Raw genomic sequence first — 23,777 nt, 5'->3', positions numbered from 1 at the left:
CCATGGAGGGTCGCCGGTGGCTGAACCAAACCCAGCCGCAGACGCTGCAGATCGGCGTGATGCTGCTCTACGTCAACGCCGCGCTCGGCCTGCTCAGCCTCATCATCGGCGGGGCGGCGGGTCTGTTCGGGATCGTCATCATCGCCGCTGAGATCGCCGGCGGCTACGGGATCGCCAACGAGCGGAAGTGGGGCTACATCGTCGGGGTGGCGGCGGCGTTTCTTCCGTTGGTGCTGCTCATCCTCGCCATCGTCGCCGGCGCCAGCGTCGTGCTCGGGCTGGGAGTGATCGGCATCATCTTCCAGATCGCACTGGTGGCGCTGCTCCTGCACCCGCAGAGCCGCGAGTACCAGCGCATCTGGTTCAAGTAGTCCAGCGCCGGCGTCCCCGCCTCCGGCTACCCCTCAGGGATTGGGGTGGATCGCGTCCTTGTGGACGAAGTCCTTGTGGAGGTCGTTGTGCACGTCGGAGAACGGGGTGTCGTTGTGCAGAACGTGGTCGAAGTGACCCTGGTCGAAATGCACGAAGTCCTTGTGCAATGTGTCCGTGTGCGCCGTGTCGGTATGGGTCGTGTCGCCGTGGCTGGTGTCGTTGTGGGTGGTGTCCGCGTGGTCGGTGTGCCCTTTGTCGGTGTGGGCGCTGTCGGTGTGGGCTGAGTCGCTGTGCGACGTGTCGTTGTGGCTCGTGTCGCTGTGGTCGGCGTGATCGGCGTGGTTGCCCGAGTCGCTGTGGTCCCCGTGGCCCGCGGCGCTGGTTGAGCCGCCGCCGCCGCACGCAGCGGCCAATGCCGGCACCGCCAGCACGGCGGGCATGGCCATGCCGGCGCGCAGGATCTCCCGCCGTGAGAACTGGCGCTGACGTTCGTCGCGATCCTCTGGACTCATCCGCCGACTCCTCCCGCCAGTTCCGCCCGCCAACTTCGCCACTCAACCGCCCGACGGCTGTGACGGGATGATACGCAGCAGGGTCGTGCTCGGCAAGGACCGACGTGACGCCATGGCCACCACGAGGCGTTGACTTCGCTCAACGCGCCCGCCCTTCGTCGTCCGACGACGAGCCCGTGGCCTCGTCCCGATCCTTGTCAGCCATTGGTCCCCCCCGGACGAGATGCGTCCATGTCAACGAGTGCGGCCTCCTGGCCCCCAGACCCGGCGACGGTGAAACCGGCCTCCCTGGCGAGGCTGGCGAGGTCGCCGGCCCGAGTGAGCCAGTCGCCGTAGGCATAGACGAGCACCTTGTCGCAGCGCCCACGAAGCCGCTCCTGCAGCGCGGCGGCGCGCCGCTCGTCGGTCTCCAACAGTCGGCCCGGCATCAGAATCGCCAGCGCGTAGCGCCGCCCCTCGACCCAGAGCTCATCGCTGTCGAACATGTCGCCGCTCACGAAGTTGTCGCTATGGCCGCCGTGAAGCTGACGGGCGTGCTCGATCCGCAGGGGGTCGACCTCGACGCCGAAGGGGACCACGCCGGCAGCGGCGGAGGCCAGCCGCTCCAGCAGGGCCCCGTTGCCGCAACCGAGATCGATGACGTTGCCCCCGTGTTGCCCGAGGGCGGCGACAGCGGCTTCGACGATCGGGCGGTGGGCGTCGTGCATGGCCCCGACGGACGAGAAGCCGTTGTCGGTCGCGTACCACTGGGGCCGGGGGTGGAGGCGGACAGCGTTCTCCAAGCCCCGGCGAAAGCCACGGCTCTCGGTCAAGCGAAGCCTCACCGGCACCTCGAACGGGAACGCGAGACCTCGCACGCCCTCGGCAGGGTGGACGGTGCCCCGACGCCGCACCACGTAGGGTCGCGTAGTCGCGTCGGTGCGGGTGGACACCTTGAGCACCGGTGTCTTGACCTGGGCGATGCCGTGGAGGGCCGACCACTCCACCGACCAGGAGAGGATCTCGGTCAGCCAGTCCATCTCCTCGGTGAACCCAGCCTTGCGGCCGACCTCGATGAGACGTGCACCAAGGTCGACCGTGGCGGGACAGTCGAGGCGGCACGGAAGGTGGGGCACGGCCCGGACGCCCATCCAGCGCCACAAGATGTTCGCCTCCGGTGGGCCGCTCACCTCGATGGTCGTCGTCCCCGCGGCAGCGCCGGCCGTCGCCGCGGCCATGGGCCACGTGGTGTCGACCATGCCGTCGTCGACCCACACCCGCCGGAAGAACTCCCGACAGCAGGATGGATAGCCCAGGTGGTCCCCGATGGCCTCCTGATCGCCGGCATCCCAAGCGGCCTTGAACGACGCAACATCACCAGGACGGCCCACCACGAAGCGGAACACGAACGGCTGGCCCGCCTCGAATGGGACGCCGGTGGCCGAATAGGGCTGGCCCGAGACACCCGTCATCTCCACCGGCAGCGCGTTGAGGCCCTCCTCGGCCCAGGCGGCCCCCATGGAGAGGAACTCCTCTGGCGAGGCCATGGTCACCGAGCAGGAGCGCACCCCCGCCAGCACGGCGCGCCACTCGGTCTCGGCCCACGCCGTGGCGATGCGCTGGAGGCGCGGCTGCCACACCCGCTCAGCCCCATCGTTCACCCAGGCCAGGCGGGTGAAGTCAGGCAGGGTGAAGTCGAGACGCTCCATCTCTGCTGGCGGATGCGCGGCGCTGGGATCGGCGCCGAGGGGATCGGCGCCCTCGGGCGTGGTCAGGGTCTCAGCCATCGCCGTGCGGGCTGTCGCCGTGGGGGATGTCGCCGTGGCTCCCGCCGCCGGCGGACACCGCCGCCAGGTCTCTTCCCTCGCTGATCCAGCGACGGGCGCCGGCGATGGTAAAGGACTGGCCAGCACTCCAGAGCTCGAGGAACGCGCTCTCGATCTGGCGACGCTCCGGGCTGGCGGACAGCGGCTGCTGGCCGTCATCGAGCATCTTGTCCTCGAGATGGCGGAACAGGCCCTTCCACAAGTCACAGTCTCGGGTCCGGTTGCGCCAGTCGCCGTCGATGGAGGTACCAGGGCACTGGCCCTTGCACATGATGAAGAACCGGCAGCCTGCGCAGCCCCCGTGCTCCTGGGGCGTGTGGTAGAGGGCAATGTAACGCTCGAACCCCTCGACCGGTGCCTTCACGAAGTCGATGCCGTCCTTGTTGGTGCGCCCGCAGTTGGATGACTGACCGGTGCCCTCGACCCCGCGCACGGCCCTGGTCGTGTAGGGATCGCACGCGTTCCACACACACGTCGACTGGTCGTCGTTGCCCGACAGCAGGTTGCGCATGTCGTCGAACACATCGAAGCGCATGGCGGAGAGCTCTGCCTCCAGGGCGGCGAAGCCCAAAAAGGCGGCGATGTTCTCCTCGTGGGACAAGGCGTAGGCCGAGCCGATGTCGTCACCTTCGACCTCGAGGTCGTGCAGGCGGGCCGACGTGATCCCCATGGCCTCCAGCCGGCGGAACCAGTCGTGCAGCACCGGCAGCTTGTCCGCCGTGGCGTTGCCCCGATGCAGGGTGACGATCAGGCTCGGGGGAATTCCCTCGCGGCACAGTCGCTCGATGGCAGCCTCGGTCTTGGCCGTGTCCTCCCTCGTGCGCTCGAGGCTGCCGGCCCACCGCACGTCATTGAGCTCTCCTGGACCGTCGATGGAGATACCGACCTGGACCTTGTACCTCTCGAACATTCGGACGTGGTTGTCGTTGATCAGCACGCCGTTGGTCTGGATCCCATTCGTGCCGTACCGCTCGAGTCCCCACGCCCAGAGCGTCTCGAGGTCCTCCTCCGGCACCAGCAGAGGTTCCCCACCGAAGACCGTGAACGGTCCACCCTCTCGCTCGACCGCCGCCTTCATGGCCTCCAGGTCATAGGAGCGCGGGATGTTGTCCGCGTCGCGTATCGGGTTCTGGTAGCAGTACTGGCACTGGATGTTGCAAGCCACACCCGTGGGACGCAGCTCTACGGTCATCGAACCCCCAAGCGCCGCCGGTCCGCCATTTCCCCCCTCGTCTCCCTTGATCCCCCGGTGCCCACCGACGCCACGGAATGGGAGGCCCAGATGCTAAGCAACGGTGGGGTCCCATGCAACCTTTTCCGCGGTTTGGTCTGGCGATGAAAAGACTCAACGTTCAGCTGCCTTGACGCCCTTGTTGTCACGACCGCCCACTCGCCCAAGGACCCCGCTCGTGGTCGATGTGGTCGACGACGTCGTCGTGCTCGACGAGCTGGTGGTCGTGGGCGACGTCGTCGTGGTCGTCGGTGGCGCCGTCGTCACCGGGGGCCGGGTCGTGGGCGGGCGGGTCACCGCGGTCGTGGCTGGCACCGAGGTCGTCGTGGTCGTGGGCGTCGAGCCGCCGGTATTGCTGACGACAAGGGCGATGCCGATGGCGGCCAGCGCAACAAGGACCACCGCGAGCAAGGCGGCGGCGCGCAGACGACGGGCCCGCTCATCCCCACCCGTCGGTGGGCCGGGTGGGGCCACGGGGGGCTCGCCGCCCTCGTCACCACCGAGCACCGCGGTCCGCCCTCCCATGATCGCGGTCGGTCCCACGGGCTCGGTCTCCAGCCTGGTGGTGGCCGGATCGGTGCCCGCGGCCAGGGCAGACGCGCCGGCCAAGCTCACTCCGGCGGCGGTCGCCATCTCGGCGGCCGAGGCGAAGCGCTGACTAGGAAGCCGGGCCAGGGCCCGATCGATCGCGGCCGCCAGCCGCGGGTCGACACCGGGCCTGCGCACCTCGAGGGGGACCGGCTCGGGCCGTTCGGGGTCCTGCACGAGCGCCGTCGCACGAGAGAAGGGACGCATTCCCGCCAGGGCTTCGTACAGCACCGCCCCGAGGGACCAGAGGTCCGAACTTGGCGTTGCCCGCTCGCCAGCGAGGCGCTCGGGGGCCAGATAGGCGGGAGTGCCGATGACGAGGTTGGTCCCGGTGATGTCGCCGCTCTGGGTGTCGAGGAGAGGCTCCAGGCCCTTGGCGATACCGAAGTCGGCGACCTTGACGGAGCCGTCGCGCGCCCACAGGATGTTCGACGGCTTGACGTCACGATGGACGATGCCCGCGGCGTGAGCGGCGGCGAGGGCGCCGAGCACCTCCGAAGCGAGGCGACGGGTCCCCGGTTCGTCCATCGGCCCATCCCGGAGACGGTCGGCGAGGGTGGAACCAGGAAGACGCTCCATCACGATGTAGGGCCTGTCGCCCAGCTCTCCGGTGTCGAACACTCCGACGACGTTGGGATGCACCAGGCGAGCGGCAGAACGGGCCTCGACCTCGAACCGGCGGCGGAGCCCCGGGTCCCCGCTCAGGTCGGCCCGCAGCAGCTTGATGGCGACCGGCCGCTCCAGCCGCTCGTCCATGGCGTCGTACACCTCGGCCATACCGCCGCTGCCGAGCGGATGGCCCATCCGGTACCGGCCGGCGACCATCTCGCCGGTCACGCCGCCCTCGCCCGGTGGACAGGCGCTCGGCCCTGATCTACGGACACGGCCGGCCTCAGCCTTCCCTCACGCCCTCGGGGATCGGCCAGCGGGCCGCGCCACGGTCGGGGGCCGCCAGCGGCGACGACCGCCTCAGGAGGCCCGGCGGAGGCGTCGAGCGGCCCGGCGAGCGCGCCGGAGGTCTCGGCGCTCCTCCTCGCTCGTGCCGCCCCAGATGCCGTACTCCTGATTGGTCGTGAGGGCGAACTCCAAGCACGCCGACTGAGCGTCGCAGTCGGCGCAGATCGCCTTGGCGGCGGCGATGGCTGTCACCGCCACGCCTGTCACCCCGACAGGAAAGAAGACTTCGGGATCCACCTCGCGGCACGCGGCGTGCTGACGCCACCGCTCCACGTCCCAGACTGCCCATCGAATCGACTCCACTGGCTCCTCCGGCGTCGCAGCTCTGATGCACACCGGCATCGCCGAACCCCCTGTGACTGGCCCCCCGGTTGGGATGCCTCCGGGGGCGGGCGCTTCGCCCGGTCCCGGCATTCGAACTCTCGTCGTTCCGCTTGCCAACGCTTCCGGCTGGGCCCAGCCGGCCACCCCGGTTATCCATGTTCCCATCAACGGTCCGAGTCACGCCTATCTCCCTCGGCAGGGCCTCATCTGCGGGAGGCATAGCGCTGCACGATGTCGACGAGCACGCCGGGCGCCTCCTGGGGAATGAGATGTCCGGCGCCGGGCACCCAGACCAACTCCGCCCCCGGGATGGCGGCTGCGAGGTCACCCGCAGCCCGGGTCGGGACCACCCGGTCCCGCGGTCCGGCGACGACGGCGGTGGGGGCACGGACCGAGCTCAGCCCGGCCTCGAGCGCCGGGGTCTCGGCCAGCAGGGCTCGCTGCTCGATGACGAAGCTTCGCCACGTCGCCGCAGCCGGGGCTCGGCCGGCGTCCGCAGCCGGCCCCGGCTCGGGCACTGCCCGCAACCAGGACGCCAGTGCCGGCGGGAGCCGTGTAGACCGGCGCAGGGCGGGAAGCAGCCACCGCGAGGCCTGGAAGCCGGCGAAGGCCAGGCTCTCCCCCAGGACGGGGAGCCCGAGGACGCGATCCTGCGGCCCGAGGCTGCTTTCGGTGCCGACGGACCCGACCAGCACCAGTCCACCAACCAGCTCCCTGCGGCGCAGGGCCAGGGCAAGGGCTACCCCGCCGCCGAAGCTGTGCCCGACGACGGTTGCCGACTCGACGCGCCTGTCGTCGAGCAGCCGACCGAGGGCGTCGGCGTTGCCCGCCATCCCCATCGCCGTGCCGCCCGTTCGCCCGTAGCCCGGCCGGTCAGGTACGAGGACGCGGTGGCTGGGCTCCAGGGCCCCGGCGACGTCGCGCCAGTCGGCCGCCTGCCCGGGCTGGCCGTGGACCAGCACGACCACTGGACCCTCGCCGCGGTCCGTGGTCTGCAGCCGGGGTGCGCACCCGCTCACAGAACCCCGGCCGCAGGGCGCGCCGCGGCACAGCCCTCGTCAGACACTGGTGGCGGTCGTCTCCTCGGCTCCGACCAGGAGCGGGGTGCGGGCCACGAGGAAGACTCCCCACGCCATGGCGACGAGCCCGATGATCTCCAACGCCGGCGCCGCGCCGCGCGTCGAGATCCGCTCGCCGAGGGCCAGTGCGCCGATGACGATGCTCACCACCGGGTCGACCACCGTCAGCGTCGGCAGCGACCACCGCAGGGGACCGGCCTGGAAGGCGCTCTGGACGACGACCATGGAGACGATGGCGGTGACGACCAGGGCGTACGGCTCCCACGTGCTGGTCAGCGTGTGGACGATGCCGCTGTGGAAGTCCTGGGCCGTCACCTTGGTCAGCGCCGCGGCCAGGCCATAGAAGACGCCCCCCGCGGCAGCCAGGAGCCCGGCCCTGACTGCTCCTCCGGTCGAGCGGGAGACACCGACCAAGACGGCAATGGGAACAAGGGTGCAGGCACCGGTGATGGCCCAGGTCAAGTTGCTGGCTTCGTCGTGCCCAGGTCCGGGGGCGGCGACCACGAGGAACAGCGCGAGCCCCGCCACAGTGGTCGCCGAGCCCAGCCACTCCGACGGGGAGAGACTGCGATGAGTCAAGGCGGCGCCGAACGGCAAGGCGAAGAGGAGACCACTGACCAGCAGGGGCTGCACGAGCACCAGGGACCCATGGTCGAGGGCCACGAACTGGAGGACGAAGGCGGCGACGTCGGCCAGGATGCCGATCAGCCACATCGGGCGAGCGACGAGGCCCACGAGCAGGCGCAGCCGCAGCGACCGCTCGGCCGGGGCCTCACCGGCGGCCCGCTGCTGGAGCACCGACGCCAGGGCGTAGAGCAGGGCCGCCCCGAGGGCGGCGAGAACGGGCATCGTCGCGCGACGATACGTTGTGCTCGCATGTCGAGCACCGTCCGGGCCCCCCAGCGGGGCCTCGTCATGGCGACCGGCGCGGCCTTGGCCGCGGCCCATGCCGGACCGTCCGTCGTCCGCCTGGTCCCGTCGGCTGGTCGCCGCCTCCTACCGAGGCTGCACGGCGTCGGCCGCTCCGACCACCTGGCGATCACGTTCGACGACGGTCCCGACCCAGCGTCGACCCCGGCCTTCCTCGAGGCTCTGGCCGCCCTGGGATGGACGGCGACGTTCTTCATGCTGGGTGCCATGGTCCGCCGGGCACCCGGGCTCGCCGCCGAGGTGGCCGCCGCCGGCCACGAGATCGGGGTACACGCCGACGAGCACCGCTCGCACCTGCAACGCTCGCCGAGGGGGGTACTGGCCGACTTGGCGCGTGCCGTCAGCGTCGTGGAGGACGCAACCGGCGGACGCCCCGTCTGGTTCCGGCCGCCCTACGGCGCCATCTCGAGCGGGACCTTGCTTGCCGCCCGGCGCCTCCAGCTGCAGCTGGTGCTGTGGACGTCGTGGGGCAAGGACTGGCGAGCTTCGGCCACGCCGGCGAGCGTCGTCGCCGACCTGGAGCGCGGCCTCGTCCCCGGAGCGACCGTCGTCCTCCACGACTCCGACTGCGCCTCGGCGCCCGGCGCGTGGCAGGCCGCGCTGGGATCCCTACCGCTGCTGGCTGAGCGTGCCCGGGCGAGGGACTGGAAGGTCGGGCCGCTCGGCGACCACGGAATCGTCGGGGTCTGACGCCCAGTCGGTCAGGGTGCGGGCTGGCCGCGGCTGCCGACGCCCGCCTCTACGGTCGGCGCCCCGGACGGCTGCCGGCGACGGAACAACCGCACCATCCCCCACCAGGTCACGAGGCCGAGAGCCTCCACGGTGATCCGCATCGACATCTTGGAACGGCCCTCGACCCGGTCCACGAAACGGATCGGTACCTCCGTGACCCGTCCTCCCGCAAGCGAGGCTCGGTGGACCATCTCGATCTGAAAGCCATAGCCATCGGCTCGCACCGCGCCGAGGTCGATGTGGCGGAGGATGTTGGCGCCGTAGGCCCGGTAGCCAGACGTCAGATCGGTGACGTCGAGGCCCAGCAGCAAGGCGGCGTACACGTTCCCTGCCCGGGAGAGAGCTCGCCGGTGCACTCCCCATTGAGGAATCGAGCCGCCTGGCACGTAGCGCGACCCGACGACGACGTCCACACCCTGGCCCAGTGGAGCGAGGAGATCGGGCAGGGCCGCGGGGTCGTGCGACAGGTCGCTGTCCATCTCGACGAACGCCTCGAACCCACGCTCGAGGCCCCACGCGAAACCGTCGCGGTACGCGCTTCCGAGGCCCGACTTACCCGGCCGCCGCAACACGTCGACGCCTCCGACCTCCTCTCCGATGGCGATGGCCAGGTCGGCGGTGCCGTCCGGGCTGGCGTCGTCGACGACGAGCACGTGGGCGGTGCTGTCGGCAGCGCGAACACGCCGCAGGACATTGGCGATGTTCTCAGCCTCCTGGTAGGTCGGGAGGACGACCAGGACCTTCATGGCCGAGCAGCATACGGGACTACACACCGCCTTTGGTGACAGCCAGGGCAGACCCTGTCAGCCCCGAGACACCGACGCCATGCAAGCATGGGGTATGCGACGCGGCGCGCTCGGATGACCGCTGAGGCCGATGACGAGCACTGACGACCGGTCGCGCTGGTGGCACCACGCCCGGCGCCGGGCCGGCAGCAACCGGGCGGGTAGCAAGAGCCTCCTCTCCCGCTCGGTGCGGCACGCCCTCACCATCCTGGCTCTGGGCCTGGTCGTCGAGTACCTGGTGCTGCCACAGCTGGCCGGAGCCGGACGCTCCCTCCACCTCATCAGCCAGGTCAACGTGGGTTACGCCGCCGCCGGCGTCGTCCTGGAGGCCGCCGCCCTGCTGGCCTACTCCCAGCTGACCCGCGCCGTTCTCCCCCACGGAGCCCCGTCGCGCTTCACGATCCTCCGCATCAACATGTCCACCCTGGCCGTGAGCCACGTCCTCCCGGCAGGCACGGCCGGGGGAACACCGGTCGGCCTGCGCCTCCTGACCGAATCCGGTGTCAGCGGCGCCGACGCCACCTTCGCCGTGGCAACCCAGGGCATCGGCTCGGCCGTGGTGCTCAACGTGCTGCTCTGGATGGCCTTGGTCATCTCCATCCCGTTGCGCGGCTTCAACCCGCTGTACGGGATCGCCGCGCTTGTCGGTGTTCTCCTCATGGCCGCCGTCGCCGCCCTGGTGCTCCTCTTCACGCGGGGAGAGGACCGGGCTGCGCACATCATCCGCCGGATCACGTCGAGACTGCCGTTCCTGGACAACGACGCCGTCACGGCGGGGGTCCGCCGCCTGGCCACCAGGTTGCGCGAGCTGTCACGGGACCGACGCCTGCTCGGGGTGGCCGTGTGCTGGGCCGCAGCCTTCTGGCTCCTGGACGCCTCCTCGCTGTGGGTGTTCGTCGCCGCCTTCGGTCACTTCACGACCCCGTACGGCCTGCTCGTGGCCTACGGTCTGGCCAACGTCCTGGCCGTTCTCCCCATCACGCCGGGAGGGTTGGGAATCGTCGAGGGCGTCCTCGTGCCCACCCTGGTCGGGTTCGGGTCACCCCGGGGGGTCGCCATCCTCGGTGTGATCACCTACCGGCTGGTCAACTTCTGGCTTCCGATCCCTGTGGGAGCGCTCGCCTATCTGTCGTTGCGCGTCGAGCCCGGTGCGTCGCGCCGGCGCCGGGCCCAGGAGCTCGAGGACCTGGCCGAGGCCGCCGGGCGCGAGGCCGAGGATCGTCGCGCCTGGGCGGCCCGTCACGGCCTGCGCTCGCCGCACAGCCCGACCGGTGACGAGGTCGGCGCCGGCGAGGCGAGCGGGACGGGCGACGGGTCGCCGGCCAAGGGGGACGCGCCGCCCGACTGAGGCCGCCCCACTGAGGCCGCCCCACTGAGGGCGCCCGGTGGGACGTCAGCCGCCGGGCCGGTCAGGGCGTCGCTGGCCCGGCCAGGGAACCTTCTCCGTCCAGCTCGTGCCTGTGGGCGTGCTCGACCCGCTTCCCGGGGGCGGGGCGGTCCCCGGGCCGGCTGCGTTCTCGGGCCGGCCTCCCGGGCCGGCTGCGTTCTCGGGCCGGCCTCCGGGGCCGGCGCCCCGTTCGAGAACCTTGTCCGGGTTGAGCCCTTGGATCTCACCCAGGGCGGCGTCGATGGCGTCGAGGCGGGCGACGACATCGTCGGCCGAGCGGTCGCCGCCGCTCAGCTCTCTGGCGCTGACGGTGGTGCGCATGCGCTCGGCGACCTGCTCCACCCTCGCCACCTGGGGCTCGATCTCGGCGTACAGCCGGCGGCGCAGGCCACGAGGCTGCCGCTCGGCGGCCACCAGGCGGCGATCCACCGAGACGGCCAGCTCCAGGAGATCCTCGAGCAACTCCTGCCACGGCGCCTGCTGCCGCACGCCGCCCCATCGTGTGCTCTCGATCGGACCCGTCGACACCACGGAGTTCGTAGCAAGCACGAGCCGGCGATGCAGCACCGCGGCGGGCGACAACGACCAGCGCCAGCGGAGCGGAACCGACACCCCCCGGGCGCCGGGAGCCAACAGCAGAGGACGCTTGAGCCGGCGCGCCACCACCACGCCGGCCACGGCCGAGATCAGGACGGTCACCGCCACGACCAGGGCAATCACCGCCAGCACGTCAGAGAACGACACCGCCAGGACGTGCGCAGTCACCACATGATCCTACGTCCGGGCCCGAACGAGCGCGGCGGCAGTCTGGATCAGGTCCCGGTCCCGCTCGTAGGTCGCCAGGGCCACGGCGTCGTCCACCGCACGCCACACCGCCTGGTCCACCTCGCCAGTGGCGTAGGCCGATGGCTCGGTGGCCCCGGCGACCGGATGCATGAGCCAGTAGCGCACGACCTTCAGGCGGCCCCGCCGGTCGCGATACCGGCTCTCGGGGAGGGGTTCGTCAAGCACGCACCGGAGCCCCGTCTCCTCTTCGACCTCGCGAAGGGCGGCGCTGACGTGGTCCTCGCCGGCCTCGAGCTTGCCTTTGGGCAGCGACCAGTCGTCATACCGCGGTCGGTGCACGAGCACGACCTCGACCACGTTGCCCTCGCCCCGCCGCCACACGACCCCCCCGGCGGCGGCCACGACCGGCTCCGTCGCCGTCTCGTCCTGCCGGCCTCCCGGGCCGGCTGCGTGTTCGGGCCGGCCTCCCGGGCCGGCTGTCTCGTCGGGCGGGCCGGCCTGGCCGCTCAGGTCATCCACGATCGCAGCGACTTGCGCCGGGCTCCCTTCCACGCGTCGGGCCACTCGCGGCGCGACGCCTCTGCTGTCACCGTGGCGAAGCCGAGCAGCTCGCCGATGGCGACGGCCTGGTCGACAGGCGTGTCCGTGGTGATGGCTTCGCGCAACCAGGCCGCCGCCACCACCGAGTCCTGGAGCCGACCGAGCACCTCCTGCAGGGCGGCGACGGCAGAGGCGAACCGCTTGGCCGGGCGCCCCTCGATCCCGATCACCGCCTCGGCGGCGTACCGGCAGCGCTTGGCCTTGATGCGAACCCGGTGGAGGTCGGTGTCGGCGGGCTCGGGCCCGAGATCCGAGATCGATCGGCGGAGCTTGTGCCACGCCTTGCCGACGAGGGTCGACGCCACCTCCTCGGCCGGCTGCTCGGCGACCGCGGTGAGGCGGGGCGTGGCGATGCCGTCGACGAGAGCATCGAGGAGAGCGACGTAGCGCTTGCTGTCGAGCACATCGAACAGGGCCCCCAGGGATGCCTGTCGGGACGCGACCACTCGGTCGATCAAGGGGCCGACCTGGGCACGGTCCTCGGACGGCAAGCGACCGGTCTCTGTCCGGAGCCGATCGAGGAGCACGTCGGCGTCACGAACCTCTCCCAGTGGCGACGCCAGCCACCCGAGCTCCCGCCGCAGACCTTCTGCCCACTCCGGGTCGACGAGGCTCTTGAATGTCCGCAGATCGGAACGGAGCCGCCGCGTCGCCACCCGGGCCTGATGAACTTCCTCCGGGTCCTCGTCGAGTCGCACCCCCGGGTCGTGGTTGACCAGCCGGGACACACCCGAGGCCAGCGCAGCACGCACCATCTGGTCAGCTCGCGCACCCTTTGCCGGCGGGTCGACGTGGGTATCGGAAGGCGCCTGCGCCTGGGGACCCAGGGCGCGCACGACCTTGGGCAGCGGGACCGGGTCGTCCGCCCCCGCTTCTCGGAGACGCTTGGCCACCTCCTCGGCGACCCCGTCAGGGGCGTCGGGTGCCAGCTCGACCTCGACCTCCCGAAATCGGGCCAGGACCCGCCGGCCGTCCATGACCGAGACGACATCGTCGTCCACCTCCGCCAGCGGACGGCCCGACATGTCGGCCACCTCAAGGCGCGCCCGCCGGCTGTCGAGGCGGGCAACGCGCCCGAGTGTCGAGCTGCGGACGTAGGCACGCACGAGCCTCGCCGCGGCCGACGGCACGGACCCCGGGGCGCCCTCGAAGTCGAGCTCGCGGCGAGTGAGGCCGCTCGAGGAGCGGGAATCGCCGGGCAGCTTCAGCGTCCACCGCCCCCCGCTGCTGTCCTCGCCCTGCTCGACCCGGTACCGCAGGCTCACACCCGACCGGGCCAGCCGCAGATCGGGCGTGTCCCAGTAGGTCGCGCGCAACCGGCGCGGCGGAATGGTGGTCACCACTGCGTCCGGGATGGCGTCGGCGAGGTCGGGCATCTCGAAATGCGGGGGGGCCGCCAGCTTGATCTCCCGCTCGATCCCCACTGACGCCGCTATGTCCGGCGCCGTGACGCCAGGTTGTCTGGTTCTCTCCGCCGTTGCGCCCGCTCGCGGGCGGCCTCCATGAGGCGCCGCTGGGTGCTGATCCCCGCCTCGGTCGGCACCCTCGACCAACACCCGTCCGGACCCAGGGTCCAGGCCTGGGTGTCGTCAGCCAGGAGCAGCTCCAGCACCTCCCGGAGCCGGCTCCGAGCCTCGGGGTCGACGACGGGAATCGTCGCCTCGATGCGCCGGTCGAGGTTGCGGCGCCGGAGGTCAGCCGAGCCGATGAGCATCACCTCGGGACGATCGCCCACCCCGCCAAAGCTGAAGATCCGCGAGTGCTCGAGGAAGCGGCCCACGATCGAACGGACGCGGATGGTCTCCGACAGGCCGGGCACGCCCGGGCGCAGGCAGCAAATGGCCCGGATGACGAGATCGATGGGCACTCCGGCAGCGGACGCCGCGTACAGGGCGTCGATGATCGCCACGTCGTCGAGGCCGTTCACCTTGATCACGATGCGCCCTTCGGGACCCGCCGCCGTCTCGGCCTCGATCAGCTCGATGATCCTCGATCGCATGGCTACCGGCGCCAGGATGAGCCGCCGATACGTCGACCGCCGGCTGTAGCCGGTGAGGAAGTTGAACAGATCGGTGAGGTCGGCGCCGAGACCGGGATCGGCAGACAGCACCCCGATGTCCTCGTACAGACGGGCGGTCTTGGAGTTGTAGTTGCCCGTGCCCACGTGGCAGTACCGGCGGACGACGCCATCGTCTTCCTGGCGCACGACGAGCGCGGTCTTGGAGTGTGTCTTCAGACCCACCAGGCCGTAGACGACGTGGACGCCCGCCTCTTCCAGCGCCTTCGCCCAGGCGATGTTGGCCTGCTCGTCGAAACGCGCTTTGAGCTCCACCAGCGCCGCCACCTGCTTGCCCTGCTCGGCCGCGCGGATGAGGCCGTGGACGATGGGGCTGTCGCCCGAGGTCCGGTACAGGGTCTGCTTGATGGCGAGCACGTGCGGGTCGTCGGCGGCCTGGGCGATGAAGGCCTCGACCGAGGTGGCGAACGAGTCGTAGGGGTGGTGGACGAGAACGTCGCGCTCTCGGATCACCGCGAAGAGGTCCACGGCCTCGTCCCCCGCCGTGGCCAGCCGGGGCTGGGTCATTGGCGCCCACGCCGGGTCGTGGAGATCGGGCCGCTCGAGGGCGTGCACGGCCCACAGGCCCTCGAGCCCGAGCAGTCCTTCGACGCGGTACACGTCGTCGGGGCCGATCTCGAGCTCCCGCGCCAGCAGCTCGGCGACTTCGGCACCGGCGGCGGCATCGATCTCGAGCCGTACGGCGCGCCCGAAGCGTCGTCGCCGAAGCTCCATCTCCACCGCGACAAGCAGGTCGTCGGCCTCGCCTTCCTCCAGTGTGAGATCCGCGTTCCGGGTCACCCGGAAGGGGTAGTGGGCCCCGATCTCCATGTCCGGGAAGAGCGCATCGAGGTGGGCGGCGATCACCTCCTCGAGGGCGACGAACCGATCTCCACTCGGCAGGACGAGGAACCGGGGCAGGAGCGGCGGCACCTTCACCCGGGCGAAGCGCTGGTCGCTCGTGACCGGGTCGCTCACCATCACGGCCAGGTTGAGCGAGAGGTTCGAGATGTAGGGGAAGGGGTGCCCGGGGTCGACCGCCAGCGGGGTGAGGACCGGAAAGACCAGCCGCTCGAAGACCTCGTCGAGATGCTTGCGGTCGTCGTCATCCAGCGCGCCCCAACTGGACAGATGGAGCCCGGCCTCGTCCAGCGCGGGTGCGATCTCGCCGACGAAGATGGTGCTCTGGCGGGCGACCATCTGCTCGAGCTTCGGACGGATGGCAGCTAGCTGCTCCACCGGGCTGCGACCGTCGGGAGACGGCGCCACCAGGCCCGCAGCCACCTGGTCCTTGAGGCCGGCCACCCGCACCTGGAAGAACTCGTCGAGCCGCTCGCTGAAGATGGCGAGGAACTTGACCCGCTCCAACAGCGGCACGTCGGGCCTCTCGGCCAGGTCCAGCAGACGCGCGTTGAAGTCGAGCTCGGACAGCTCGCGGTTGAGGTAGCGGACGGCGGGCAGCCGAGGATCGAAAGTCCCCCCGGCGGCCGCCTCGTCGTGCCCCCCTGACAGGATGTGGCCCGTGTTGACCGCCATGGCCCAAGGTTAGCCCGGCCCCTGGCGCTGACAGCCCCGCACGAAGGAGCGACGCGATGGGATACGAGCAGATCGCCTACGAGGTCGATGACCGGATCCTGACCATCACATTGGACCGTCCCGACCACCTCAACGCCTTCACCGTGACGATGCTCCACGAGCTGCTGGATGCGTTCGACCGCGCCGATGCCGATGACGAGGTGCGCGCCATCGTCGTCACGGGCCGTGGCCGCGCCTTCTGCGCCGGTGCTGATCTGTCGGCCGGGCCGACGGCCTTCGACAACCGGGGGCCGAGCGGTCGCGTCGGCGAAGCGCCGCCTCCTCGCGACGGCGGTGGCATCGTCGCGTTGCGCATCTTCAACTCGACCAAGCCCGTCATCGCCGCCATCAACGGGCCGGCGGTGGGCGTGGGCCTCACGATGACGCTACCGATGGACGTGCGCCTGGCGTCCGAGCGGGCACGGATGGGCTTCGTGTTCACTCGGCGGGGAGTCGTGCCCGAGGCCTGCTCGAGCTGGTTCCTTCCCCGTGTGGTGGGCATCAGCAGGGCGCTCGACTGGGTCCTCAGCGGGCGGGTGTTCCCGGCCGGCGAGGCTGCGGTGGCCGGGCTCGTGCGCGAGGTGGTGCCCCACGAGGACCTGCTCCCGTCCGCCCGCCGCGTGGCCGCCGGCATCTCCAACGACACCTCGGCTGTGTCGGTGGCCTTGGCCAGGCGGATGCTGTGGCGGATGCTCTGCGCCGACCATCCGATGGAGGCCCACAGGATGGACTCCCGCGCCATGGCCGAGATGGGTCGATCTGGGGACGCGCACGAGGGGGTGGCCGCATTCCTCGAGAAGCGCCCAGCCCAATTTCGGATGACCGTCAGCGCCGACCTGCCCGAGGTCTTCCCGGGATGGGTCGAGCCGCCGTTCGAGTAAGCCCTGCTCAAGGCCGGCCCGCTCCGGGCAGTAGGCTCCCCTGCCGGTGAGACCGAGACGCCGAGCGGTCACGTCCAGGCGACGGACCGAACTGGGGTTGCTGATCCTCGGGGGCATGTTCGTCGGGTTCGCCTACGTGCTGGCCTCCCTGGGCAAGACCGCGTCCATACCCGCCAACGTGGGGCCCTTCCTCGGGGTCATCTTCGGGCTCGCCCTGGTCGCCCACATTGCCAACCGGTGGATGGTGCCCGACGCCACGCCGGTGATCCTTCCGATCGCGGCGCTCCTCAACGGGCTCGGCTACGTCGTCATCGCCCGCCTCAACTTCAAGCTGGCGGGCCTCCAGGCGGTGTGGACGGGCCTCGGGGTCGCCGTGTACGTGCTCACACTGGTCGTCGTGCGCCACACGCGCGACCTGGCCCGCTACCGGTACCTGGTGGCGTTCGCCGGGTTGGCCCTGCTGCTCGTGCCCCTGGCTCCCAAGATCGGCCAGAACATCAACGGCGCCCGGCTGTGGGTGCGGCTCGGGCCGGTGACCTTCCAGCCCGTCGAGCTGGCCAAGATCGCCCTCATCATCTTCTTCGCGTCCTACTTCGTGGAGAAGCGGGAGCTGCTCACGTTGCCGACCGTGCGCATTGGCAACCGGCTGTTCACCGATCCACGACCCTTCGGCCCGGTGGTCCTGGCGTGGGGCTTCTCCCTGCTCGTCATGACGGCCGAACGAGACGTGGGCTTCTCGCTGCTCATCTTCGTCCTCTTCATCTCGATGCTGTGGATGGCGACCGGGCGCATGACCTACCTCGTCGTGGGTGCGATCCTCTTCGTGATCGGCGCCTTCGGGGCCTCGCACCTCTTCGGCCACGTCAACGACCGCATCGCCGTGTGGCTCGACCCTTGGAAGTACGCAAACGGGATCGGCTACCAGGTGGTGCAGGGCCAGTACGCGCTCGGCTCCGGCGGCCTCGCCGGCTCGGGGCTGGGGCTGGGCCACCCCGGGCTCATCCCCGTCGCCACCAGCGACTTCATCTTCGCCGCCATCGGGGAGGAGACCGGCCTCCTCGGCACGGTCGGGATCGTCATGGCCTTCCTGCTGCTGGTCGGGGCGTCCCTGCGGACCGCCCTCGTGGCCAAGTCCGAGTTCGCCAAGCTGCTGGCCGCCGGCATCGCCGCGGCCATCGGCTTCCAGGCTTTCTTCATCATGGCAGGGGTGGTGCGGCTGCTCCCCCTCACGGGCGTGACCCTGCCGTTCGTCGCCTACGGGGGGTCCTCGCTCCTCGCCAACTACGTGCTCATCGCGCTTCTGATCCGGGTGTCGGACGAGAACGTCCAGCAGGCCGTGCCGCCCGACGCCGAGCGGGTGGCGGTGGCTGCTGGCTGACTGACGGCTGCTCGGGCTCGCGGGTCAGGAGCGGGGTCAGGCGCCCGGAGAGCGGCCCGCCGCCACCAGGACCTCCTCGGCCACCATGATCGGGACCGGCAGCGGCTGGCGGAGCGCGAGGGCGAGCGCGTCCGACGGTCGGCACTGCACCATGTGCGATCCGCTCGGGCCGGAGAGGGCCAGCTCGGCGTGGAAGACCGGGCCGTCCACCCCGGTGATCCGCACCGCGTCGACCTGGAGGCCGAAGCGCTGGAGGATGGTGGTGAGCAGGTCGTGGGTGAGCGGTCGCGGCGTGGCGATGCCCCGCCAGGCGTAAGCGATGGCGACGCCCTCGGGCTGCGCGATCGTCACCCGCAGCTCCCGCATTGGCGCGTCGATCTCTCGCAGCACGACAGAGGGGTGGACGCTGGGCAGCTCCAGGGCGACGCCCATGAAGGCCGCCTGGCGCATCGCCTCCGGCTCGCCCGCTCCCTCGTCGGTGTCGCCCTCGTCGGTTTCGCCCTCGTCGGTGTGGCCCTCGCCGGTGTCGCCCTCGCCGGTGTGGCCCTCGCTGGTGTCGCCGTCGCTGGTGTGGCCCTCGCTGGAGACCTGGCCGGGAACGTCGGCCCGGCCCTCCGGCCCGCCGGGGCCCTCGGCGGGCCCGAACGTGGCCTCGCCGGGCGTTGCCGGGGCTTGGTCTGGCTCTCCCGGAGGCCGGGCCCGGTGGCCCTCGCCCCGGGCCTCGGAGGGAGCCACAGAGTCGTCGGCCCGGCCCTCGAGGGACGGGGTGGGGCCGGCTCCCCCGTCGCCCGACATCGACGCCCTCAGCGGAATCGCCGCATGCCCACGTTGAGCACGATCCCGATGGCGGCGAAGAAGGCGATGGTCGCTGACCCGCCATAGCTCATGAAAGGCAGCGGAATACCGGTGATGGGCATGATGCCCATCGTCATGCCGGCATTCTGGAACACCGAGAGCCCGATGAGGCCGAGCACTCCCCCGCACAGCAGCGTGCCGAATGTGTCCCGCGCCGTCTGGGCAGCTCGCAGGACCCGCCAGATGATGATCCCGAACAGCGCCAGCAGGGAGGCGGCCCCGAGGAAGCCCAGCTGCTCGCCGACCGCAGTGAAGATGAAGTCGGTCTGCTGCTCGGGAACGTAGTTGAGGTTCGTCTGGGAGCCGTTGAACAGTCCCTTGCCGGTGGTGCCCCCCGAGCCGATGGCGATCTTGGACTGGGCCAGGTTGTAGGTGGACTGCTGGCTCTGGTTGTTGGAGCTGGCGCTGCCCTGGGCAGCCGGCGTCGTCTGCCCGGCTGGCGTCTGGTGCACGAAGGAGGTGAGCCGATCGACCTGGTACTGCTTCAGCACGCCGAGCTGGGCGACGGCGACGATGCCGAGCACGGCCAGCAACCCGAGCGCGGCGAGATAGCGGCCCTTGACGCCTGCCACCACCATCATGACCAGCAGGGACGCGGCCATGACCATGGCGGTCCCCAGGTCCGGCTGCTTGTAGACCAGGAAGATCGGGATGCCCGCCATGAGCAGCAGGACAACGACGTGGCGGAGCATGATGGCGCCCTGGCGCCGTCGCAGGTACGAGGCGATGGCCAGGATGAGGGCGAGGGAGGCGAAGGCCGAGGGCTGGAGCTGGAACGAGCCCACCTGGAACCATCGCTGGGACCCGCGGGCGCTGCTCCCGAGCGGGCTCAGCACCGCCAGCAGACCCAGCAGGACGGCGCCGTAGGCGAAAACGCCCAGGATCTCGAACTGGTGGTAGTCGATCAACATCACGACGACCATGACCGCCAAGCCGATGATGGCGTAGAGCAGCTGCTTCTTCAGATAGAAGCGGGGGTCGGCGCCGGCGAGCTCCAGCTTGCCTCGGGTCGCCGAGTAGACCATCACCACGCCCATGGCCGCCACGGCCAACGTGGCGAACGCCAGCACCACATCGACGTGCTGGAACATCGACGTGCGGCTCCGAGCCCGGGTCGGTTGGTCCAGGACGCGTAGAGCCACCATCACCTCCTCGCCACGACCGCCGCTATCGTGGCCGCATCGATTCTGAATGAGCCCCGGTGGCGGCGCAAGCCACCCCTGGTCCGAGCCCGCCGCTCGGGCTACCCGCCTCCAGAGGTTCGACCCGTTTCCCGCCGGCCTGTGAACCTGGGGCCGGGCTCGGTCGGCAAGGATGCCAGGCGTGATCTTCGCTGCAACCACACCCCTGATCAGCGGTCAGAACGACACGGGCTACATCCATGACCTCCTCCGCCAATACGGAGCCAGCGAGTTCCTGGCCCGCACCGTCCAGTTCATCGTCGTCCGCCCCCTCGAGATCATCCTCATCCTCGTCGTCGCCTGGCTGGCGTCCCGGCTCGGCGCCAGGGTCGCGAAGCGAATGCTGCGCTCGCTCAGCACCCGCACCCGACTCGAGTCGCTCTCGCCTCGGGCCTCGCTCCGGGTCGAGACGATCGGTGCCCTGGTCGCCAGCCTCTGGCGTGTCGTGGTCTGGGTCATCGCCGGCCTCACCATCCTCGGTGTGCTCGGGATCAATCTCACGCCCATCCTCGCCGGGGCTACCGTCATCGGCGCCGCCCTGGGGTTCGGCGCCCAGAGCCTGGTGCGCGACTTCCTCTCCGGCTTCTTCATCATCGCCGAGGACCAGTACGGCGTTGGTGATGCCATCGCCGTGGGTGACACCAAGGGGACGGTCGAGGAGGTCAGTCTTCGGGTCACACGGCTTCGGTCGGTCGATGGCACCGTCTGGTATCTGCCCAACGGCGAGATCCGACGGGTCGGCAACACGTCGATCCAATGGGCCCGCGCCCTGGTCGACATCGTCGTGCCCTACGGGACCGACGTCGATCGGGCCACCGAGGTGATCGCCGACGAAGGAGCCGCGGTGGCGTCGGACCCGGCGTGGTCGTCGATGTGCCTGGGCCCCCCCGAGGTCTGGGGTGTCGACTCGATGGACCATGAGTCGATCACCATCCGGCTCGTGGTGCGGACCACGACCTCACAGAAGGACACCATCGCCCGGGTCATGCGGGGTCGCATCAGCGCCCGCCTGCAGCGCGAAGGCGTCGTCCACGTTCCCGACGGCTAGCTCCGTCATCGCGAACGAAGGCAACCCGACGGCGAGCAAGCGCGGTGGAGCACGACGGCACCGCTTACGCGCCTCTCGACTGCAGCACCTCGGTGGCGGCGGTGCGCATCACCTCCAGGGGAGCGCCCTCGCCGGTCCAGAGCTCGAAGGCGAGGGCGGCCTGGTGCACGAGCATGCCCACGCCGTTGACCGCGGTGGCCCCCCGTCGGTGCGCCGCCTCCATCAGCGCGGTCGTCGCTGGCTGGTACACCAGGTCGACGAGGACCTGGCCGGCGCCGAGCCGGTCCGGCTCCACGAGCAGTGGGCGATGAGCGGAATCCCCGATCGACGTGGACCCCGCCGTCATCCCCACTGGCGTGGCGTGCACCACGAGATCCATGTCGCCGATCTCCGCCGCCTGCCCGGTCCGTCCAATCGCGCCCGCCAGGGCAGCCGCCGCTCGACCGCGGTCCAGCGTGCGGTTCACCACCACCACCTCGGCCGCCCCTGCCTGGGCGAGCGCCAGCACCACGGCCCTGGCCGCTCCCCCGGCGCCGATCACCAGGCAGCGTCGCCCTGAGGGTTCGAAGCCCGGCTCCGACCGGAGCGCATCGATGAAGCCCTGTCCGTCCGTGTTCTCCCCGATCAGCTCGTCGTGCTGGCGAACCACGGTGTTGACGGCGCCGAGGGTCGTGGCGGTCGGTGAGCAACGGCCCAGCGCCGCCGCCACCACGCTCTTGTGCGGCATGGTCACGGAGAGACCGTCGATGCCCAGCGCGGCGGCGCCGACGAGGGCCTCCCGCGCCCGACCGGCCGGGACCGGGAAGGCCACGTAGGCCCAGTCGAGGCCGAGCGCCGAGAACGCGGCGTTGTGCAGGGCAGGCGAGAGCGAGTGACGCACCGGATCGCCGATCACCCCCGCCAGGCGGGTGGCACCGGTTGGCCACGCCACGTTCGTCAACCCAGGCCGCGCTGGCGGGCCAAGGCGATGTTGGCGTTCTGCTCGGCGAGGGTCGTCGAGAAAGCCTCCGTCCCGTCGGGTGCGATCACGACGAAGTACAGCCATGGCCCGGGCGTGGGGTTGAGCGCCGCCACCAGGGAGGCATCCGAAGGGTTCGCGATCGGCGTCGGCGGCAGGCCCGGGACCCGGTAGGTGTTGTAGGGCGAGGCGATGCTGAAGTCAGGCTTGGTCAACGTGGTGACGTTCCCGCCGAGCGCGTAGATCACGGTGGAGTCGAGCTGGAGGGGCATCCCCTTGGCCAGTCGGTTGTAGACGACCTGTGCCACCCGGCCCTGGTCGAGCGGGACCTTGGCTTCCCGCTCGACGATCGACGCCACGATGAGGGCCTGGTACGGCGTCACCTTGATCTGGGCTGCCTGCTGGGCGATCCCCATGGCGTTGGCCTTGCTGTCGAAGGCGCGCACCATCTGGCCGAGGATGGTGAGGTCGTCAGCATTGGGGTTGAACGAGTACGAGGCCGGTTGGATCAGCCCCTCCAGGCTCGTGGTGCCGGGGGGCGCGAAGGCCGAGCGGACCCGGCCGCTGTTGGCCGCGGCCAGGAAGCCCGCCGCCGTGTGGCCCGGAAGTCGCCCGACTCTCGCAGCCACCTCGGCCAGGGTGGCGCCGCTCGGGATCGTCACCCGATCGGCAGTCGGCCCCCGCCCGAGGGCACCCACGACGTTGCCGTAGGAGTCGTCTCGACGGAGCGCGTAGCTGCCGGCCTGCACGGTGCCCGCTCCATGGATCCGCACGTAGAGGCGAAACAGCGTCGGAGACCCGATCACGCCGTTGCGGCCCAGGATGTCGGCGGCCGCGGAGTACGAGCTGCCGGCGGGCAGATTGACCGTGACGGTCCGTCCGGGGCCGCCGGGCGGGTTGACCTGGAAGTCGATCCAGACCGCCGCCGCCGCCACCAGCACGACGACGCCAGCCACGCCAGCGAGCACGACCCGTTGAGTGAACGAGAGCTTTCGGCGCCGCCGCACCCACTCCGGCGCGGCGCCGTCGTCGTCGACTTCGGTCGCCACGACGCCCCCATCGTCCTCGGGGTATGACGCGCGCCGAGGTGCCTGACGCCAGTCATTGGCGGTAGATGGTCGACCCTCGACGGGATCCCCCGTTCGGCGGGAGGCCCCGCGGTCACTCATCGCCAGTCCGGGGCGCGCCCCGGCGCACGTGGCTGTCGAGCCATGACTGCAACATGATGGCGGCCGCGACCTTGTCGACCGAGCCCCGCCGGGCTTGGCGACGGCCTGCGCGCCGCAGACCCGACTGCGCAAGGGAGCGCCCGGCGCTGACCGAGGTCAACCGCTCGTCGTGGGTCTCCACTGGCACACCGACGACGTCGGCGAGCCGGTCCGCCTCGGTCCGCGCCTCCCGGGCGGCGGGCCCCAGGCTGCCGTCGAGCGACAGTGGCAGCCCGACGACGACCGTGGACGCTCCCACCTCGGTGACGATCCGCGCGATCTCGGCATGGTCGCGGCTGACGTCGCCCGAGCGCTCGATCACGTCGTATGGGGACGCCAGGGTGCCATCACTGTCGCTGACCGCGACACCGACGCGCCGCTCACCGAGATCGATACCCACGACCCTCATGTCAGGCCGAGGTTGGCACGCACCAGGGCCAGGGCCTCGTCGATGCGCCCGGGGTCCCGGCCGCCGGCCAGGGCCAGCTCGGGGCCCTTGCCCCCGCCGCCGCCCACCAGGCGGGCGGGCTCGGCCAGCAGCTCGGCGGC

Annotated in this window: 23 protein-coding genes; 6 read left to right on the top strand and 17 right to left on the bottom strand. The window is 70.9% G+C overall.

From position 1 onward, the window contains the following. The first annotated feature begins 2 nt into the window (after positions 1–2). Complete coding sequence (locus VH112_05605) at positions 3–371, top strand: hypothetical protein (GenBank protein HEX4539704.1); 369 nt, start codon at positions 3–5, stop codon at positions 369–371. Positions 372–404: 33 nt separating this feature from the next. On the opposite strand, the gene VH112_05600 is transcribed toward VH112_05605, so the two are convergent. From VH112_05600 to VH112_05570, 7 genes are all read right to left on the bottom strand, one after another. Beyond that, positions 405–884: a hypothetical protein gene (locus VH112_05600; GenBank protein ID HEX4539703.1), complete on the bottom strand. Its 480-nt coding sequence runs from the start codon at positions 882–884 to the stop codon at positions 405–407. Between the two features lie 197 nt (positions 885–1,081). Continuing rightward, a complete protein-coding gene (locus tag VH112_05595) occupies positions 1,082–2,650 on the bottom strand; it encodes a class I SAM-dependent methyltransferase (protein ID HEX4539702.1) in 1,569 nt (522 codons plus the stop codon). Further along, complete coding sequence (locus tag VH112_05590; GenBank protein ID HEX4539701.1) at positions 2,643–3,881, bottom strand: radical SAM protein; 1,239 nt, start codon at positions 3,879–3,881, stop codon at positions 2,643–2,645. The genes VH112_05595 and VH112_05590 overlap by 8 nt, the downstream gene beginning before the upstream one ends. A 153-nt stretch (positions 3,882–4,034) precedes the next feature. Then, positions 4,035–5,345 carry a serine/threonine-protein kinase gene (locus tag VH112_05585; protein ID HEX4539700.1) on the bottom strand — a complete coding sequence of 437 codons (1,311 nt, stop codon included), beginning with the start codon at positions 5,343–5,345 and terminating at the stop codon, positions 4,035–4,037. Positions 5,346–5,477: 132 nt separating this feature from the next. Beyond that, complete coding sequence (locus VH112_05580) at positions 5,478–5,768, bottom strand: WhiB family transcriptional regulator (GenBank protein ID HEX4539699.1); 291 nt, start codon at positions 5,766–5,768, stop codon at positions 5,478–5,480. A 224-nt stretch (positions 5,769–5,992) separates the two neighbouring features. Then, positions 5,993–6,751, bottom strand: a complete 759-nt coding sequence (locus tag VH112_05575) for an alpha/beta hydrolase (GenBank protein ID HEX4539698.1) — start codon at positions 6,749–6,751, stop codon at positions 5,993–5,995. Positions 6,752–6,847: 96 nt separating this feature from the next. After that, entirely contained in the window at positions 6,848–7,717 is an 870-nt protein-coding gene (locus VH112_05570) for a DMT family transporter (protein HEX4539697.1), read from the bottom strand. A gap of 27 nt (positions 7,718–7,744) precedes the next feature. Between VH112_05570 and VH112_05565 the strand changes: the two genes are divergently transcribed. Further along, positions 7,745–8,488 carry a polysaccharide deacetylase family protein gene (locus VH112_05565; GenBank protein HEX4539696.1) on the top strand — a complete coding sequence of 248 codons (744 nt, stop codon included), beginning with the start codon at positions 7,745–7,747 and terminating at the stop codon, positions 8,486–8,488. A gap of 11 nt (positions 8,489–8,499) precedes the next feature. Here the strand turns inward: VH112_05565 and VH112_05560 are convergent, their stop codons facing one another. Beyond that, positions 8,500–9,276 carry a polyprenol monophosphomannose synthase gene (locus VH112_05560; GenBank protein HEX4539695.1) on the bottom strand — a complete coding sequence of 259 codons (777 nt, stop codon included), beginning with the start codon at positions 9,274–9,276 and terminating at the stop codon, positions 8,500–8,502. A gap of 130 nt (positions 9,277–9,406) precedes the next feature. Here VH112_05560 and VH112_05555 point away from each other — a divergent pair, with 130 nt between their 5' ends. Continuing rightward, a complete protein-coding gene (locus VH112_05555; GenBank protein ID HEX4539694.1) occupies positions 9,407–10,663 on the top strand; it encodes a YbhN family protein in 1,257 nt (418 codons plus the stop codon). A gap of 45 nt (positions 10,664–10,708) precedes the next feature. Here VH112_05555 and VH112_05550 read toward each other — a convergent pair whose 3' ends face one another. The 4 genes from VH112_05550 to VH112_05535 are packed head-to-tail and all read right to left on the bottom strand — an operon-like array spanning position 10,709 to position 15,680. Further along, complete coding sequence (locus VH112_05550) at positions 10,709–11,467, bottom strand: hypothetical protein (GenBank protein HEX4539693.1); 759 nt, start codon at positions 11,465–11,467, stop codon at positions 10,709–10,711. Between the two features lie 9 nt (positions 11,468–11,476). Further along, positions 11,477–12,007, bottom strand: coding sequence for an NUDIX hydrolase (locus VH112_05545; GenBank protein HEX4539692.1), 531 nt, complete (start codon positions 12,005–12,007; stop codon positions 11,477–11,479). After that, positions 11,995–13,512 (bottom strand): CYTH and CHAD domain-containing protein, encoded by a 1,518-nt coding sequence (locus VH112_05540; GenBank protein ID HEX4539691.1) that lies wholly within the window; start codon positions 13,510–13,512, stop codon positions 11,995–11,997. Before VH112_05540 ends, VH112_05545 begins: the two co-directional genes overlap by 13 nt. A gap of 8 nt (positions 13,513–13,520) precedes the next feature. Beyond that, positions 13,521–15,680, bottom strand: coding sequence for an RNA degradosome polyphosphate kinase (locus tag VH112_05535; protein ID HEX4539690.1), 2,160 nt, complete (start codon positions 15,678–15,680; stop codon positions 13,521–13,523). A gap of 56 nt (positions 15,681–15,736) precedes the next feature. Here VH112_05535 and VH112_05530 point away from each other — a divergent pair, with 56 nt between their 5' ends. Further along, positions 15,737–16,600, top strand: a complete 864-nt coding sequence (locus VH112_05530) for a crotonase/enoyl-CoA hydratase family protein (GenBank protein HEX4539689.1) — start codon at positions 15,737–15,739, stop codon at positions 16,598–16,600. Positions 16,601–16,646: 46 nt separating this feature from the next. Then, positions 16,647–17,978 carry an FtsW/RodA/SpoVE family cell cycle protein gene (locus tag VH112_05525; protein HEX4539688.1) on the top strand — a complete coding sequence of 444 codons (1,332 nt, stop codon included), beginning with the start codon at positions 16,647–16,649 and terminating at the stop codon, positions 17,976–17,978. Positions 17,979–18,014: 36 nt separating this feature from the next. Here the strand turns inward: VH112_05525 and VH112_05520 are convergent, their stop codons facing one another. Further along, positions 18,015–18,773 (bottom strand): bifunctional nuclease domain-containing protein, encoded by a 759-nt coding sequence (locus tag VH112_05520; GenBank protein HEX4539687.1) that lies wholly within the window; start codon positions 18,771–18,773, stop codon positions 18,015–18,017. A gap of 8 nt (positions 18,774–18,781) precedes the next feature. After that, a complete protein-coding gene (gene rodA / locus VH112_05515) occupies positions 18,782–19,975 on the bottom strand; it encodes a rod shape-determining protein RodA (GenBank protein ID HEX4539686.1) in 1,194 nt (397 codons plus the stop codon). A gap of 181 nt (positions 19,976–20,156) precedes the next feature. Between rodA and VH112_05510 the strand changes: the two genes are divergently transcribed. Further along, on the top strand, positions 20,157–21,062 hold the full coding sequence (locus tag VH112_05510) for a mechanosensitive ion channel family protein (GenBank protein ID HEX4539685.1): 906 nt from the start codon (positions 20,157–20,159) through the stop codon (positions 21,060–21,062). A 64-nt stretch (positions 21,063–21,126) separates the two neighbouring features. On the opposite strand, the gene aroE is transcribed toward VH112_05510, so the two are convergent. From aroE to ruvX, 3 genes are all read right to left on the bottom strand, one after another. Continuing rightward, positions 21,127–21,993, bottom strand: a complete 867-nt coding sequence (gene aroE / locus VH112_05505; GenBank protein HEX4539684.1) for a shikimate dehydrogenase — start codon at positions 21,991–21,993, stop codon at positions 21,127–21,129. Positions 21,994–21,998: 5 nt separating this feature from the next. Next, on the bottom strand, positions 21,999–23,069 hold the full coding sequence (gene mltG, locus VH112_05500) for an endolytic transglycosylase MltG (GenBank protein ID HEX4539683.1): 1,071 nt from the start codon (positions 23,067–23,069) through the stop codon (positions 21,999–22,001). Between the two features lie 112 nt (positions 23,070–23,181). Then, positions 23,182–23,637 (bottom strand): Holliday junction resolvase RuvX, encoded by a 456-nt coding sequence (gene ruvX / locus VH112_05495; protein ID HEX4539682.1) that lies wholly within the window; start codon positions 23,635–23,637, stop codon positions 23,182–23,184. Positions 23,638–23,777 lie beyond the last annotated feature (140 nt).

It is taken from the genome of Acidimicrobiales bacterium (assembly GCA_036270875.1).
Classification (GTDB): domain Bacteria; phylum Actinomycetota; class Acidimicrobiia; order Acidimicrobiales; family AC-9; genus AC-9.
This window is presented reverse-complemented; position numbering and strand designations above follow the sequence as displayed.

Excerpts from the sequence above, each read along its gene's own strand:
- VH112_05605 (HEX4539704.1), top strand. The coding sequence starts at position 3 with ATGGAGGGTCGCCGGTGGCTGAACCAAACCCAGCCGCAGACGCTGCAG.
- VH112_05600 (HEX4539703.1), bottom strand. The coding sequence starts at position 884 with ATGAGTCCAGAGGATCGCGACGAACGTCAGCGCCAGTTCTCACGGCGG.
- VH112_05595 (HEX4539702.1), bottom strand. The coding sequence starts at position 2,650 with ATGGCTGAGACCCTGACCACGCCCGAGGGCGCCGATCCCCTCGGCGCC.
- VH112_05590 (HEX4539701.1), bottom strand. The coding sequence starts at position 3,881 with ATGACCGTAGAGCTGCGTCCCACGGGTGTGGCTTGCAACATCCAGTGC.
- VH112_05570 (HEX4539697.1), bottom strand. The coding sequence starts at position 7,717 with ATGCCCGTTCTCGCCGCCCTCGGGGCGGCCCTGCTCTACGCCCTGGCG.
- VH112_05565 (HEX4539696.1), top strand. The coding sequence starts at position 7,745 with ATGTCGAGCACCGTCCGGGCCCCCCAGCGGGGCCTCGTCATGGCGACC.
- VH112_05560 (HEX4539695.1), bottom strand. The coding sequence starts at position 9,276 with ATGAAGGTCCTGGTCGTCCTCCCGACCTACCAGGAGGCTGAGAACATC.
- VH112_05555 (HEX4539694.1), top strand. The coding sequence starts at position 9,407 with ATGACGAGCACTGACGACCGGTCGCGCTGGTGGCACCACGCCCGGCGC.
- VH112_05535 (HEX4539690.1), bottom strand. The coding sequence starts at position 15,680 with ATGGCGGTCAACACGGGCCACATCCTGTCAGGGGGGCACGACGAGGCG.
- VH112_05530 (HEX4539689.1), top strand. The coding sequence starts at position 15,737 with ATGGGATACGAGCAGATCGCCTACGAGGTCGATGACCGGATCCTGACC.
- VH112_05520 (HEX4539687.1), bottom strand. The coding sequence starts at position 18,773 with ATGTCGGGCGACGGGGGAGCCGGCCCCACCCCGTCCCTCGAGGGCCGG.
- ruvX (HEX4539682.1), bottom strand. The coding sequence starts at position 23,637 with ATGAGGGTCGTGGGTATCGATCTCGGTGAGCGGCGCGTCGGTGTCGCG.